This window comes from Polaribacter sp. Hel1_33_78, from assembly GCF_900106075.1.
Lineage (GTDB): Bacteria > Bacteroidota > Bacteroidia > Flavobacteriales > Flavobacteriaceae > Polaribacter.
The window spans coordinates 934573-950727 of the sequence record NZ_LT629794.1 but is presented as its reverse complement, the minus strand read 5'-3'; the positions used below and the strand labels follow the sequence as shown (position 1 = coordinate 950727).

Annotated in this window: 10 protein-coding genes; 7 read left to right on the top strand and 3 right to left on the bottom strand. The window is 33.8% G+C overall.

Translation table 11 applies throughout. The features are described 5' to 3' along the window. Nucleotides 1-109: 109 nt before the first annotated feature. The gene (locus tag BLT88_RS04050) at nt 110-1177 is read right to left on the bottom strand and encodes an anhydro-N-acetylmuramic acid kinase (RefSeq protein ID WP_091953156.1); all 1068 of its coding nucleotides are present in this window, start codon (nt 1175-1177) and stop codon (nt 110-112) included. A gap of 92 nt (nt 1178-1269) precedes the next feature. Here BLT88_RS04050 and BLT88_RS04045 point away from each other — a divergent pair, with 92 nt between their 5' ends. Then, nucleotides 1270-2412 carry an acyl-CoA dehydrogenase gene (locus tag BLT88_RS04045; RefSeq protein WP_036784873.1) on the top strand — a complete coding sequence of 381 codons (1143 nt, stop codon included), beginning with the start codon at nt 1270-1272 and terminating at the stop codon, nt 2410-2412. Between the two features lie 118 nt (nt 2413-2530). Here the strand turns inward: BLT88_RS04045 and BLT88_RS04040 are convergent, their stop codons facing one another. Further along, nucleotides 2531-3313 carry a hypothetical protein gene (locus tag BLT88_RS04040; protein ID WP_091953154.1) on the bottom strand — a complete coding sequence of 261 codons (783 nt, stop codon included), beginning with the start codon at nt 3311-3313 and terminating at the stop codon, nt 2531-2533. A 272-nt stretch (nt 3314-3585) separates the two neighbouring features. On the opposite strand from BLT88_RS04040, the gene BLT88_RS04035 reads away from it, so the two are divergent. From BLT88_RS04035 to BLT88_RS04010, 6 genes are all read left to right on the top strand, one after another. Next, entirely contained in the window at nt 3586-4572 is a 987-nt protein-coding gene (locus BLT88_RS04035) for an outer membrane beta-barrel protein (protein ID WP_036784867.1), read from the top strand. A gap of 99 nt (nt 4573-4671) precedes the next feature. Then, nucleotides 4672-5964, top strand: coding sequence for an ammonium transporter (locus tag BLT88_RS04030; protein WP_091953152.1), 1293 nt, complete (start codon nt 4672-4674; stop codon nt 5962-5964). A 120-nt stretch (nt 5965-6084) separates the two neighbouring features. Next, nucleotides 6085-6423 carry a P-II family nitrogen regulator gene (locus BLT88_RS04025; protein ID WP_036784863.1) on the top strand — a complete coding sequence of 113 codons (339 nt, stop codon included), beginning with the start codon at nt 6085-6087 and terminating at the stop codon, nt 6421-6423. 20 nt (nt 6424-6443) lie between these two features. After that, nucleotides 6444-7685 (top strand): ammonium transporter, encoded by a 1242-nt coding sequence (locus tag BLT88_RS04020; RefSeq protein ID WP_091953151.1) that lies wholly within the window; start codon nt 6444-6446, stop codon nt 7683-7685. 216 nt (nt 7686-7901) lie between these two features. After that, a complete protein-coding gene (gltB, locus tag BLT88_RS04015) occupies nt 7902-12413 on the top strand; it encodes a glutamate synthase large subunit (RefSeq protein ID WP_091953149.1) in 4512 nt (1503 codons plus the stop codon). A gap of 4 nt (nt 12414-12417) precedes the next feature. Further along, entirely contained in the window at nt 12418-13881 is a 1464-nt protein-coding gene (locus tag BLT88_RS04010) for a glutamate synthase subunit beta (RefSeq protein ID WP_036784855.1), read from the top strand. Between the two features lie 1275 nt (nt 13882-15156). Here the strand turns inward: BLT88_RS04010 and BLT88_RS04005 are convergent. After that, entirely contained in the window at nt 15157-16155 is a 999-nt protein-coding gene (locus tag BLT88_RS04005) for a PorP/SprF family type IX secretion system membrane protein (RefSeq protein WP_091953147.1), read from the bottom strand.

Genomic DNA, 16155 nt, shown 5'->3' with positions numbered 1-16155 from the left:
TCCCCTTCTGGGGAAAAGCTAAAGTTGATTCATTTTTAAAAATTTAGGAATATTATTTAGTTGATACTGCACAAACTTACAGTAAAAAAAAGGATTGCTCAAATTTTTATTACCCCCCTGAAGGCAAAAAAATCATTCCAGATGAATGATCGTATTTTGCTCCTGTGACACTACTTAAGCAATTAACCTGATTATCAAACCTTAACAAACCTAAAAAAGCAAAAATTAATGCTTCCTTAAAATCTATCAATTCTTTTTTAGGCAATAAAATCTTGTGCTGTAAACTTATTTCAATTTGATGCATTAAAAAAGAATTGAAAGCACCTCCACCTGTAACTAAAACCGAGTTATTTTCTTTGATTATTTTAGAAATCTGACAAGCGATATGCGCTACAAAAGTTCTTAATATTGCCGAAATATCCATTTCTAAATCATCAATAAGAGGAAAAATATGCTCTTTCACCCACTCTAAACCTAGAGATTTTGGGGGGTTTTGCTGATAAAATTTTAAAGAATTTAATTTATCAAAAAGCTGCTGATTTAATTTTCCTTTCGAAGCTATATCTCCTGATGCATCATAAGCTAATCCTAATTTGTTTGCATAATGATTCAAAACAATATTTACAGGACAAATATCAAAAGCGATTCTTTCACCTTCCTTAGCATAGGAAATATTCGAAAAACCTCCAAGATTTAAACAATATTCATAATCCGAAAAAAGCAATGCATCCCCTATCGGCACTAAAGGCGCACCTTGACCTCCCAATTTTACATCTTGCGTTCTAAAATCACAAATTACTTTTTGTTTTGTATCATTTGCAATAACTTGACCATTGCCAATTTGTAGCGTAACCCCCTTTTCTGGTTGATGTAAAACCGTGTGTCCATGAGAAGCTATAAAATCGATATTTTGAATCTGATATTTATCAATAAATTCATTAAGTTTAGCTCCTAAAAAAGTGCCATATTCAATGTCTAGAAATTTTAATTCATCACTTGAAAAATTGATTGCATTTTGTAAAGCTGACTTCCATTTTTTAGGATATGAAATTGTTTCTGAGTGAAGTATATCAAAATCTTTATAGCTAACTTTTTTAAATTTCACATATACCAAATCAATACCATCTAGAGAAGTTCCGGACATTAAACCAATTGTAAAAATCTCATTTTTATTCATAATTGTAAAATTAACAAATGTCTGTTGAAAATATGTTACGAAATCGATATCTTTGACGCCAAAAACTACGAATATTATAAAATTATATATAGATGGATTTTAGTTTAACAGAAGAACACATCATGATACGTGATGCTGCAAGAGATTTTGCGCAAGCAGAATTATTACCTGGTGTCATAGAAAGAGACAATAAGCAAGAGTTCCCGAAAGAATTAGTAAAAAAAATGGGAGATCTTGGTTTTATGGGAATTATGGTAGACCCAAAATATGGAGGAAGTGGCATGGACGCTATTTCTTATGTATTAATTATGGAAGAACTTTCTAAAATTGATGCTTCTGCATCTGTCATCGTTTCTGTAAATAATTCTTTAGTTTGCTATGGTCTAGAAGCTTATGGAAATGAAGACCAAAAACAAAAATATTTAACAAAATTAGCCACAGGAGAATTTGTTGGTGCTTTCTGTTTAAGTGAACCAGAAGCAGGTTCAGATGCAACTTCGCAAGCAACAACAGCAGAAGACAAAGGAGATCATTATCTCATTAACGGAACAAAAAACTGGATTACTAGTGGTGGACGCGCAGACGTATATTTAGTGATTGCGCAGACTGACAGAGAAAAAGGTCATAGAGGAATTAATGCTTTTATCGTCGAAAAAGGAACCGAAGGTTTTCATGTGGGCCCAAAAGAAGATAAATTAGGAATTCGTGGTTCGGATACGCACACACTGCAATTTAATGACGTAAAAGTGCCTAAAGAAAATAGAATTGGAGAAGATGGATTTGGATTCAAATTTGCCATGAAAACACTTTCTGGAGGAAGAATTGGTATTGCTGCACAAGCACTGGGCATTGCTGCCGGAGGTTACGAATTGGCCTTAAAATATTCTAAAGAACGTAAAGCTTTTGGTACAGAAATTTGCAATCATCAGGCGATCGCCTTCAAGTTAGCAGATATGTACACAGAAATTGAGGCTGCGAGAATGTTAGTGATGAAAGCTGCCTGGGACAAAGACCAAGGCAATAACTACGATATGTCTTCTGCCATGGCCAAACTATATGCATCTAAAGTTGCCATGGAACAAACCGTAGAAGCGGTTCAAATACACGGAGGAAATGGTTTTGTAAAAGACTACCATGTAGAGCGTTTAATGCGAGATGCAAAAATTACTCAAATCTATGAAGGAACCTCCGAAATTCAGAAAATTGTAATTTCTAGAGGCGTCATCAAAGGATAAATTACAACTCATTATATATAGTATTTAAAAATCCATCTTTTTAAAAGGTGGATTTTTCTTTTGGGCGTATTTTTAAAAAGAATATCGCTTCTATTTATCGCTCAGACTCTCTTGTTGGTTATTTATCCAATTCAATCGCATACAGTTGCAAACCAGAAGCCGGCGCAATATTTCGTAAGAATTTTTGATCATTATCTTCTTTTAAAGAGGATTCAATAAATTGTATATCAAGATTTCCTTTTCCAAGTTCAAATAAGGTCGCCATCATTAATCTTATCTGATACCTTAAAAACCCTTTACCTTTTACCTTTAATACATAGGAATGCTCCGGAAAAAAACTTGCCGTCAATATATCGTTTGTAACAATTTCACAAGAATCAATTACTCTTTTAAAAATAGTTTGCTCAGAAGGTTTTGTACAATATTTATGAAAATAATGCTCCCCTTCAAACAGTTTTGCTCCTTTAATCATTCTATTAACATTAAGGTTTCCCTCAATATTTACTAAAAAAGGAGCTGCAAAAGGATGATTCTTCTCCCCAAAAGAAAAATAATAATGATACTCTTTTAACTTGGACGCTTTAATAATATTGAAACTTCGATCTACTTTACGCATCGAAATTGCTTTAAAATCTGGAGAAAAGTTTGAGTTTAACGATTTCATAAAAGAATCTTCCTCAATTAGAGTGTCCACGAATAGCTGTATACAATACTGATTTGCCGAAACCTTAGCGTCCGTTCTACCAATACCAATGGTTTTAAAACTAGTATCCTCAAAAACAAAAGACAAGGTTTTATCCACCATGTCATGCAACGTCTTAGCATTGGTTTGTTTTTGCCAACCAGAAAAACGAAAACCAAGAAACTGTAAGCGAATTAGATAGGAAAATGAATATTTCATAAGGACAAATGTACAATAATTGTATTTTTTTTTAATTATAGCGCATTTTTATGAATATCCTAAAAATATATCTAACTTTTTTGTAAACATCCTATTTTACACCCTTTAAAAATAAATAATTAAACTTATCTCAATTTAACCCCTATTTTTTTGAGGGTACAATTTAAAATTACAACGTTTTCGAAAAAACACCCCCTTGTTAATTTGAATTTAATATATACATTTGGCTCGTTCAAATAATAAAAATCAATAAAAACTAAAAGAACATTATCATGAAAAAAATTATTTTAACTTTATTAGTAGCAAGTAGCTTAGTGATGACTGGGCAAGAAACAGAGGAAAAAAAATTCACATTAAGTGGAAGTGTAGACACTTATTTTAGAGGCAACATCAGTGGAGGTAATTTCGATACCGCTCCGGGCAGCTCTTTTGCTAATCAACCAGGTTTTGCTTTAGGTATGATTAATTTGGTTGCTGCTTACGAAGGAGAAAAAGTTGGCTTTGTTGCTGACATGGTATACGGACCAAGAGGAAATGATGCTGTCTTTGGATCTCCAACTGGAAGTTCTGAAGTAATAAATCAACTGTATGCTTACTGGAATGTAAGTGAAAAAGTAAAACTTACAATTGGTAACTTTAATACCTTTTTAGGGTATGAAGTAATTTCTCCAACTGCTAATTTTAACTATAGTACATCTTACTTATTTTCTTATGGACCATTCAGTCATACAGGAATAAAAGCAGATTTTACTTTATCAGAAAACACATCGTTGATGTTAGCAATAATGAACCCTACTGATGCTACGGAATTTAACCCAACTGGCAGCTATGCATTTGGTGCTCAATTAGGCTTTTCTGGTCAGTACATCAATTTTTTATTAGATTCAGGAGCTTACGAGATCGACTTTACAGGTGGTTTTGATGTATCAGAAACTTTCTTTTTAGGTATAAACGCAGCTTATTTTTCAGGAGATGATGCTCCGGGATTCTATGGCGCGGCATTATACCCGCAGATAGCTACTTCTGATTCATTTAAAATTGGCTTAAGAACTGAATATTTTGTAGAAGATGGAGATTTTGGTGCAATTGGAACTGGCGTTGAGGACTCTAGCGTATTTGCAACTACTTTAACAGGTAACTATACAATTGGTTCTTTAACCATAATTCCAGAATTAAGATTAGATTCAGCTTCTGAAGCAGCCTTTGTAGGTGATAAAGCTTTAAGTTCTTTTGCTTTAGCCGCAGTTTATTCTTTCTAAGAAAATAAAATGATTAGGTAAATTGCTGTGAAAAAGAATAAACTTACGAGTTTCTAGTCTCGTAATTTCTCAAAAGATAATTAATTAAAAAATATAAATATGAGTTTATTTCTAACATTAATACAAGACACAGCTGCAGCAGGAGTTGCAGAGGCTGTTGAACAAATAAATGGAGACATGGGAATGCTTTGGATGCTAATTGCAGGTATCTTAGTGTTCTTGATGCAAGCTGGTTTTACATTAGTAGAATCTGGAATGACAAGATCTAAGAATGCAGTTAACATTGCAATGAAAAACTTACTCGACATTTGTGTAGGTTCCTTAACTTTTTGGCTAGTGGGTTACTCTTTAATGTATGGAGATACTTCAAATGGGTGGTTCTTTTGGAGCGGTTTATTCCAGGGGGAAGGAGCAGATTTATTCTTCCAAACAATGTTTGCTGCAACAGCCGCAACTATTGTATCCGGAGCAATTGCTGGTAGAACAAAATATACAACATACATTATATTCTCTATCGTTATGACCGCAATCATTTATCCAATTTCTGGTGGATGGCAATGGCAAGGTGAAGGATGGTTAACCAAGCTTGGTTTCATCGATTTCGCAGGTTCTTCTATTGTGCACTCTGTTGGTGGATGGGCTGCTTTAGTCGCTGCATTTATGGTAGGTCCTAGAATTGGAAAATATGTGGATGGCAAAGTATTACCAATCCCAGGTCACAACCAAGTACTAGCAACTTTAGGAGTTTTTATCCTCTGGTTTGGTTGGTTTGGTTTTAATGGTGGATCTCAATTAGCTTGGGGTGGCGCAGATGCAATCGGAGCTTCAAACGTAGTTTTAGTGACAAATTTAGCTGCTGCTGCTGGTGGATTAGGAGCGTTAATAACAACTTGGATCTGGTACGGTAAACCAAATTTATCACAAACATTGAACGGAGCATTAGCTGGTTTAGTAAGTATTACTGCTGGTTGCGGAAACATGACTCCTGAAGGCGGTGTATTAGCTGGTCTAATTGGAGGTGTTATCGTAGTGTTCTCGATTGAATTTATCGAAAAGAAATTAAAAATTGATGACGCAATTGGCGCGGCTTCAGTGCACGGTGTTGCAGGTGCATGGGGTACTTTAGTGATTGGTCTTTGGGGTGTAGATGGTGATACTGGTATTGGTTTATTCAATGGTGGTGGAGCTTCTCAATTAGGATCTCAAGCAATTGGTGTTTTAGCATATGCCGTTTGGGCGGTAGTTTTATCTTTTATTGTTTTTGGAATCTTAAAAGCGACTATGGGACTGCGTGTTTCTAAAGAAGTAGAAATTGAAGGATTAGATATTTCTGAGCACGGTTCTATTGCTTACCCAGGCAAAAGACAAAGAGAATATGAAGATGACAAATAGAGTCTAAATTTGAATCGAAATAAGAAATCACACAACTTTTATTAGTTGTGTGATTTCTTATGAAAAAATATTTTTTATTATTTTTCACAAATTTTAAAAACAACCGAATAAATTTTTATCATGAAAAAAATTGAAGCAATTATCAGAAAATCAAAATTTAGAGCTGTAAAAGAAGCATTGCACCAAGTAGGTGTCAACTTCTTTTCTTATTGGGATGTAACAGGTCTTGGAAATGAAAAAGAAGGTCATGTCTACAGAGGCGTTAGCTATAGCACAAGTGATATTCAAAGAAGACACATTGCAATTGTTGTAAATGATAATTTTGAAGACATTACTGTAAAAACAATTTTAGAATCAGCCTCAACAGGCGAAGTTGGTGATGGAAAAGTATTTGTTAGCGAAATTAAAGATGCTTACAGGATTAGAACCGGAGAAAAAGGAGGAGAAACTTTAAATTAATTTATTACTTATAATTAACAATGGAATTACTTACAATAAATAATGTATGGATGATGATCTGTACTGCACTAGTTTTCTTTATGCATCTAGGTTTTGCATTTTTAGAAATCGGACTAACCAGACAAAAAAACACATTAAATATATTATTCAAAAACATCTTTATAATCACCAGTGGGCTATTACTCTACTGTTTTGTGGGGTTCAATTTAATGTACCCTGGTTTTAGTGAAGGATCCGCGGGAATCTTTGGTTTTGCAGGCTTTGGCTTGTCATCCCCTCTTACTAATGCCGGAGCATTAGACTTGGCATACAATGAAGGTTATACATATTGGACAGATTTCTTATTTCAAGGAATGTTTGCAGCGACTGCAGCAACCATAGTTTCTGGAGCGGTTGCGGAAAGAATGAAAATTTTACCTTTCATGATTTTTGCCATAGTGTATGTAGGGTTTGTATACCCAATAGCAGGTTCCTGGAAATGGGGTGGTGGATTTTTAGACCAATTAGACACGCCTTTTTATGACTTTGCAGGCTCTACTTTAGTACATTCGGTTGGTGGATGGGCAGCTCTAGTAGCTGTCTGCTTATTAGGCTCGAGAATTGGAAAGTTCAAAAAAGGAAAAATTCAAGCAATTCCTGGACATAACATTCCATTAGCAACCGCTGGAGTTTTAATTCTTTGGTTAGGATGGTTTGGTTTTAATGGTGGTTCTGTTTTATCCGCAGATCCAGCACTTACTTCTTTAACATTAGTAACCACTTGTTTAGCTGCAGCGGCAGGAGGGGTTTTTGCAGCTATGATTTCTGCTATAATGTTTAAAAACCTAGATTTAACAATGTTTCTAAACGGAATTCTTGGTGGATTAGTCGGTATTACTGCTGGAGCAGATCAAATGTCTCCAACTGACGCTATTTTAATAGGAGCCATTGCAGGTACAATTATTGTATTTGCCGTTAGTTTAATTGATAAATTAAAATTAGATGATCCAGTTGGTGCCATTGCAGTTCATTTAGTTTGCGGTATTTGGGGAACTTTAGCCGTTGGTCTGTTTGGAAATCTAGCAAGTGCGGATCAATTTATTAGTCAATTAATTGGAGTTAGCGCCTATGCAGTTTTCTGTTTAATTACCTCATTCATTATCATATTTACTTTAAAAAAGACTATTGGAATTAGAGTGAGTGAAAAAGAAGAGTTAGAAGGTTTAGATGCTCATGAACATGGCATGGATGCATATCCTGATTTTAGACTGAACGAACACTAATACTTATCATTATTAACATAAAACACCTTTAAAGTTACTATTTTAAAGGTGTTTTTCTTGTTTTTACGGATATAACAATTAAAACCTATTTAATTACCATAAATATGTTTTTTACACCTCTATTTTAATTTCATCATAAAAGTTACATTAAACGGACCTAAAGACTGAATTATATTCAACAAAATACATAGATTTGTATATATAATTGAATACAATATGGAAAAACAAGGACTATATTTACCAGAGTTTGAACACGAAAATTGTGGCGCTGGTTTTATCTGTAATTTGAATGGAGATAAAACGAATCAAATTATACATGATGCACTTGAAATTCTAGAAAAACTAGAACATAGAGGCGGTGTAAGTGCAGATGGAAAAACAGGTGATGGTGCTGGTTTATTAATAGACATTCCTCATGACTATTTCAAGAGAGTATGTGATTTCCCAATTCCAAATCAGAGAGAATATGCAGTTGGAATGGTATTTCTTCCGAAGGTTTCTAATCAATATGATTTTTGCAAAACAACTTTTGAAAAAGAACTAAAAATACAAGGACTTGCTGTTTTAGGATGGAGAGAAGTTCCCGTAGATTCTTATCAATTAGGAGAAATAGCCTTGGCATCGGAACCGAATATAGAACAACTTTTTATTGGAAAAACTGATAAAATTGACGAAGCTACTTTTAAAGCGAAACTATATGCTGCCAGAAAAATAGCAGAGCACACCATCAGAAAATCAAAAATTTCTGAAAGTAACTATTTTTACATTCCAAGTTTATCCATAACCACGATTATATATAAAGGCATTATCATGCCTGAAGATATTGGGCCCTATTATAAAGATTTACAAGAAATAGATTTAGTTACTCGTTTGGCATTAGTGCACCAACGTTTTTCTACCAATACAATGCCCACATGGGAATTAGCACAACCTTTTAGGCACATGTGTCAGAATGGAGAAATAAACACACTACGAGGCAATGTAAGTAGAATGCGTGTTCGTGAAGAAATCATGAAAAGTGATGTTTTTGGACCACAAATCGACAAACTTTTTCCAATAATTTTACCAGGCAAATCTGATTCTGCCTCTATGGATATGGTAGTTGAATTGTTAACACATACGGGTCGTTCATTACCTGAAATTATGATGATGATGATTCCTGAAGCTTGGGAAAAACATAAAACCATGTCTAAAGAGCGTAAAGCTTTTTATGAATACAATGGGTGTATTATGGAACCTTGGGATGGACCTGCCTCTGTACCTTTTACAGACGGGGACTATATTGGAGCTTTATTAGACAGGAATGGTCTAAGACCATCAAGATATACAGTTACCAAAAGCGGTAAATTAATTATGTCTTCAGAAATTGGTGTTGTAGATGTTGCTCCCGAAGACGTAAAAGAACACGGAAGACTAGAACCAGGAAAAATGTTCTTGGTTGACATGAATGAAGGAAGAATTATTGAAGATGAAGAAATCAAAAGCAAAATTGTTTCTGAAAGACCTTATCAAGAATGGTTAGATAAAACACGTTTGCATTTAAAGGATGTACCTTACACAAGTGAAACGTGCCCTATAGAATCTATTGATATTAAAACACGCCAACGATTATTTAATTATACCTTTGAAGACATTCAAGAAGTAATTACGCCAATGGCATTGGTGGGTAAAGAGGCTCTAGGCTCAATGGGAACTGATACTCCATTAGCTGTTTTATCTGATAGACCTCAATTAATTTCAAATTATTTTAAACAATTATTTGCGCAAGTTACAAATCCGCCTCTAGACGGAATTCGTGAAGAAATTGTAACGGACATAAGTTTAAATTTAGGAAAAGACAGAAATATTTTTAGCATCACAGAGAGACAATGTCGAAAACTAAGAATTCAAAATCCAGTGATTTCTAATGCTGATTTAGAAAAAATAAGATCTATCGATATTGAAAGTTTCAAAGCAGAAACGATTCAAATTTTATATAAAAAATCAAAGGGATTAAATGGTCTTGAAGATGCATTGGATAACATTGTTATTCAAGTTGAGAAAGCCTTAGAAAGAAAGAATAATATTATTATTCTCTCAGATAGAGGTATAAGTCAAGAACTTGCACCAATTCCGGCTTTACTTGCTTGTTCTTTTGTAAATCACCAATTAAACCGTTTACGTAAACGCTCTTATTTTGATATTATTATTGAATCTGCAGAACCACGTGAACCACATCATTTTGCCACTTTATTTGGATATGGCGCAAGTGCCGTAAATCCATACATGGTAAATGAAATTATCAGAATGCAAGTTAAAGAAGGTTTCATTACTGGCATGAATGAGCAAAAAGCTGTTGACAATTTTAATACAGCAATTGGAAAAGGGATTTTGAAAGTAATGAACAAAATTGGTATCTCTACACTGCATTCCTACAGAGGTTCTCAAATTTTTGAGATTGTTGGATTTAACTCCCAATTTGTAGAAAAATATTTTCCTTACACAGCTTCAAGGATAGAAGGTATTGGCTTGTATGAAATTGAAAAAGAAATAGACCAGCGCTACAAACAAGCATATCCAGATAATAAAATTAATAAAAATTTAAGTTTAAATATTGGTGGCGATTATCGATGGAGAAGAAATGGTGAACGTCATTTATTTAATCCAACTACCGTATCTAAATTGCAGCAAGCTGTTCGGTTGAGTGATCAAGATAGTTACGATGTTTATGCAAATGCTATTAATGAGCAAGCAGAAAGCTTAATGACTATTCGTGGCTTATTTGAATTCGATAACCTAGACCCTATTCCTCTAGAAGAAGTAGAAGATTGGACAGAGATTGTAAAACGTTTTAAAACAGGCGCCATGTCTTATGGCTCTATTTCGCGTGAAGCTCACGAAAACTTGGCCATCGCTATGAATAGAATTGGAGGTAAATCTAATTCTGGTGAAGGTGGTGAAGATAGAAAACGTTTTCAAAAAGATATAAACGGAGATAGCAGAAACTCTGCAATTAAACAGGTAGCCTCTGGTAGATTTGGGGTAACTTCTCATTATTTAACAAATGCGAAAGAGATTCAAATAAAAATGGCACAAGGTGCCAAGCCTGGAGAGGGCGGTCAACTACCGGGCTATAAAGTTTTACCTTGGATTGCAGATGCAAGAAATTCAACGCCGTTTGTAGGACTGATTTCTCCTCCTCCGCATCACGATATTTATTCGATTGAAGATTTGGCACAATTAATTTTTGATTTAAAAAATGCAAATCGTGAAGCAAGAATTAATGTAAAATTAGTTTCCGAAGTTGGTGTTGGAACTATTGCTGCTGGCGTTGCAAAAGCCAAAGCAGATGTTGTTTTAATATCTGGTTATGATGGCGGTACTGGAGCTTCTCCTCTAACCTCTTTAAAACATGCAGGGTTGCCTTGGGAACTTGGCTTAGCAGAAGCCCAGCAGACATTGGTAATGAATAGTTTACGAAGTAGAATTGTTGTAGAGTGTGACGGCCAATTAAAAACAGGAAGAGATGTTGCTATTGCTGCTTTATTAGGTGCAGAAGAATTCGGTTTCGCGACCGCACCTCTAGTAGCCTCTGGCTGTATTATGATGCGTAAATGTCACTTAAATACATGTCCGGTTGGTATCGCTACCCAAGACAAAGAATTGCGTAAAAACTTTAAGGGAACTCCTGAACACGTAATTAACTTTTTCTTTTATGTAGCTGAAGAATTAAGAAAAATAATGGCTCAATTAGGTTTTAGAACCTTAGCTGAGATGGTTGGTCAAACTCATAAAATAAATTCAAATAAAGCAATCAAGCATTACAAAGCGAAAGGATTAGATTTATCTAGCATCTTGCATAGACCTACAGGCTATAAAAGCATGATCGTTAAAAACACTGAAGAACAAGATCATAATTTAGAAAATGTTTTAGATTTTACTATTTTAAAAGACTCTCATAGAGCTTTATATAGAAAAGAAAAAATGAACCTTGCATATCCAATTAAAAATACAAATCGTACAGTTGGAGCAATCATAAGCAATGAAATTTCAAAAATTTACGGGCATTTAGGGTTGCCTGAAGATACCTTAAATATCAACTTTACAGGTTCTGCCGGACAAAGTTTCGGAGCTTTTGGAGCTTTTGGATTAACGTTTACCATTGAGGGTAATACCAATGATTATTTAGGAAAAGGATTATCGGGTGCGAAACTAATTATAAAAAAACCAGCCAAAGCAGATTTTTTAGCAGAAAACAATATCATTGTTGGTAATGTTTGTTTGTTTGGAGCTGTAAATGGACAAGCCTATATTAACGGAATTGCAGGGGAACGGTTTGCCGTTCGTAATTCGGGAGCAACCGCAGTTGTAGAAGGAGTTGGAGACCACTGTTGTGAATACATGACGGGAGGTAAAGTAATTGTTTTGGGAAAAACAGGAAGAAATTTTGCCGCTGGTATGAGTGGTGGAATCGCTTATGTATACGATCCAGAAAACAAATTTTCTAACGGTCTCTGTAATACAGAAACTATCGAGTTTGAATATATTTCTGAAGAAGATGCTGCCGAATTAAAAGCAATAATAGAAAAACATGTTTTATATACTGAAAGCAAAAAAGGTGCTACATTATTAGCTGATTGGGATACAAGCTTAGACAACTTTGTAAAAGTGATGCCAACTGAATATAAGCGCGCTTTAGAACGTTTAGCAACAGAAGAACCAATGTTTGAAGAATTAACAATAGCATAATGTCATGGGAAAAATAACAGGATTTAAAGAATTTGAAAGACAAGATGAAACCTACACTTCTGTAATAGATCGTGTAAAAAATTATAAAGAGTTTACCGTTCCTCTTTCAGACAAAGAAATTACAAAACAGGGTTCACGTTGCATGGATTGTGGTATTCCTTTTTGCCATAGTGGTTGCCCTTTGGGAAATCTAATTCCAGATTTCAACCATATGGTGCATCAAGGAGAATGGCAAAAAGCTTCATGGATATTGCATTCTACCAACAACTTTCCAGAATTCACAGGACGCTTATGCCCTGCTCCATGCGAACAAGCATGTGTATTAGGAATTATTGAAGACCCAGTATCTATTGAAAATATTGAAAAAAATATCGTTGAACGTGCGTTTAAAGAAGGATGGATTAAACCTCAACCTCCAAAAAACAGAACCAACAAAACAATTGCAGTTATCGGTTCTGGCCCTGCAGGTTTAGCTGCTGCTCAGCAATTAAATAGAGCTGGTCATACGGTTACTATTTTTGAAAGAGACGATGAAATAGGCGGTTTATTGCGCTACGGAATTCCTAATTTCAAAATGGAAAAAGGAATTATTGACAGAAGAATAGAAATTTTAAAAGCGGAAGGAATCATCTTCAAAGTGAACGTCAATGTTGGTGTAAATTATGATGTGAAAGACCTAAAATCTTTTGACAGTATTGTTTTGTGCGGAGGATCCACAGAAAAACGTAGCTTACCAACTCCCGGAATTGATGCTGATGGTGTTGTACAAGCTATGGATTTCTTAACACAACAAACAAAAATGTTATTTGGTAAAGAAGTAAAAGACCAAATAATAGCTAAGGATAAAGACGTAATTGTAATTGGAGGAGGAGATACAGGCTCAGATTGTATTGGTACTTCAAACAGACAAGGAGCAAAGTCTGTAGTAAATTTTGAAATCATGCCCAAACCCCCGGGACATCGTTCACCGACTACTCCTTGGCCTTTTTGGCCATTGCAATTAAAAACCTCTTCTTCCCACAAAGAAGGTGCAGATCGTAATTGGTTAATCAATACGAAAGAATTTATAAAAGACAAAAACGGAAAACTAACTGCCTTAAAAACAGTAAATGTTGAGTGGAAGATGGTTCCCGGAGAAAGACCACAATTAATAGAGATAGCAGGTACTGAAAAAACCTGGCCCTGTGATTTAGCTTTATTAGCCTTGGGTTTTACCGGTCCAGAAAGTACATTAGCCGATAAGTTGGGCCTTCTCAAGGATGCCCGCTCTAACTATAAAGCTGAGTACGGAAAATACCAAACAAATATTCCAAATATATTTACTGCTGGAGATATGCGCCGTGGACAATCTCTAATTGTTTGGGCTATTTCGGAAGGAAGAGAAGCCGCTAGACAAGTTGATCTATATTTAATGGGTAAATCTGAATTACCTTCTAAAGACATTGCTGGTGATCTAGTTGCGATGTAATCCCTGTATATGTATTGCATCACGGAATGTGCTATGAGTATAAACAAAAAGGTAATTTTTTATTAAAAAAATATTACCTTTTTTGTTTCTTAGAAATTAATTTTTAATGAAATTTTATTTCTAAATGGAAATCGAAAACCTTTAGCTTTTATTACCTGAAATCCTTTATTCAAAGAGATATTGCCAAAACGGCTTAAAGCAAGTAAGAAAAAAAGTGTTTTAGAAACTAAAGCATTTAGATTTATAATAGATAACCTAAACGTCTTAAAGGGAAATTTAACTTATAATCGTTTCTTTATCAATTATAGAAAACGCACTCTAATGTATTGTCTACGATTGATTGTTATGTCGATATATATACCATCGACAGTTAATGAATTGCATAAATAAAGAAATCTATTCCACATACTACAAATATAACGAACATATCTCTAACCTATTCACGGAGTTTAGAATTTGCTCAGCTAGCATACAAAGATACAATGGCTACTGAACAACAATAAATAACTTTTTTTACTATTGAGCCTTTCTTCTTGATACTTTAACAAAACTATATTATGTTATTTTCATGTTAAAACCAGTCACAATTTCCACTACTTCATAAATAAGTATTATTTTTAATGAGAAGAAAATTTCTTTCTTCTTTTTCACAGCAATTTTCTCCACCTCTCTATAGAAGTGGAGTTTTATTTATAACCATCTAAATTTCATTACTATCTCACTTGTTAACAAACTTTCCAGTAACTAATTTGTACAATGACCTGATAATTCTGACACAATTTACATAGCTATGTCCTTATATAAAATTACTATTGCAGCAACTGCTCTACTCGGATATAATTTAAAAACTTCCTATCAATAAAAACTAACTCAGCTAACTCCTTTAAATGTGAATTAATTTTCAGTTTACGAAAAATAAACTCTTAATTTCAGGGGTTCTTATCCAGTTAGTAACTTTTAAAGAGATTCTTAAGTAGAATCAACAAATTAAAATAATTAACAATAAAAAATTTCCTTTTATTCTTATAACTATGTAATAAGTTTTCTCTTAAATTTCGAAGATTTTACTTACTAGTTTTTCAAATCTGGTATTTTAGATTTGTTGCGTTAAATTATTAAACTTAGACCAATTTAATTTCATGTCTACTTTTACTGCACTTTAAAACTTGAATATTATGAAGATTAGCTGAAAGAAAATTAGCATACGAAAAAAGTCAGAAAATCTAAGATGAAATATTTTTGAACGATTTAAAAAGTTTTAAACGCCCTAAAACCTTAAAAAGCAGAAACGCACTTATATCTATTTAAAACTCTAATATTGATGTCAAAATCATAAGAAACAGAAAATTCGTGAATACCACCTGAATTTACAAGGTTTATTGTATTAAAATCATAGGAATAACCAAATCTAAAACCTTGCCATCTATAACCTACAAAAGTACTTACTGAGCTTAATAATGAAGTTGTAAATTCATTTTTTATAGGCGTTAAACCCGCTGTAATTCCTAAAGAAAACTGATTTTCAAAAACATATTGAGCACCAACATCCAATCTATTAAAACTACCTTGCCTCATAAAATTAGAGAGTACATAGATTTTACTTTTACGATTAGATAAATCTGTATGATTTTCTAAAATCGGTAGATAATATTTTGCATGTACAGACCAAAACATATCTAATGGAGCATTTCCATTTTCAGTCAAAGAAATATTGGGTTTATTTAAGTGCCTTACCGTCAAACCAATCCAACTGTCTTCATTATTAAATAATAGAGAGGAACTAAAATCAAAAAAATTTCTTTGACTACCCAATAAAGCTGGATCTATAGTTGATGTATTTATAGTGTAATTAGTCAAATTAATTTGATCTTCTAACAGTAAATTTTGAAAACCATAATTTTTGATTCCAAAACCAACAGAGATACTAGGTCTAAAAAACCAAGTATCACTAATTTGAAATGCCATTGCATAATTAAAATTAACTTGATTAAAAGTATAGCTAGAAACACTTTCCGTTTGGTTTAAAAAACTAATCCCAATACCGGTTTTAAAACCTTCTAACCAAGTATCAAAAAAAGCATAATTCGAGTTCGTTTTAAAAGCACTGCCTCTCCATTGAGACCTAAATAAAGAGCCAACCTTTGTACTTCTAATAGAACCCGTAAAAGAAGAATTTAAAGTTTCTGGAACTAAAAATGCTTGTGAAAAAATAACATCTTGTGCAAAACTAATTACACCTGTAAAAACAAAAAATATAATAATAATTTTCTTCAT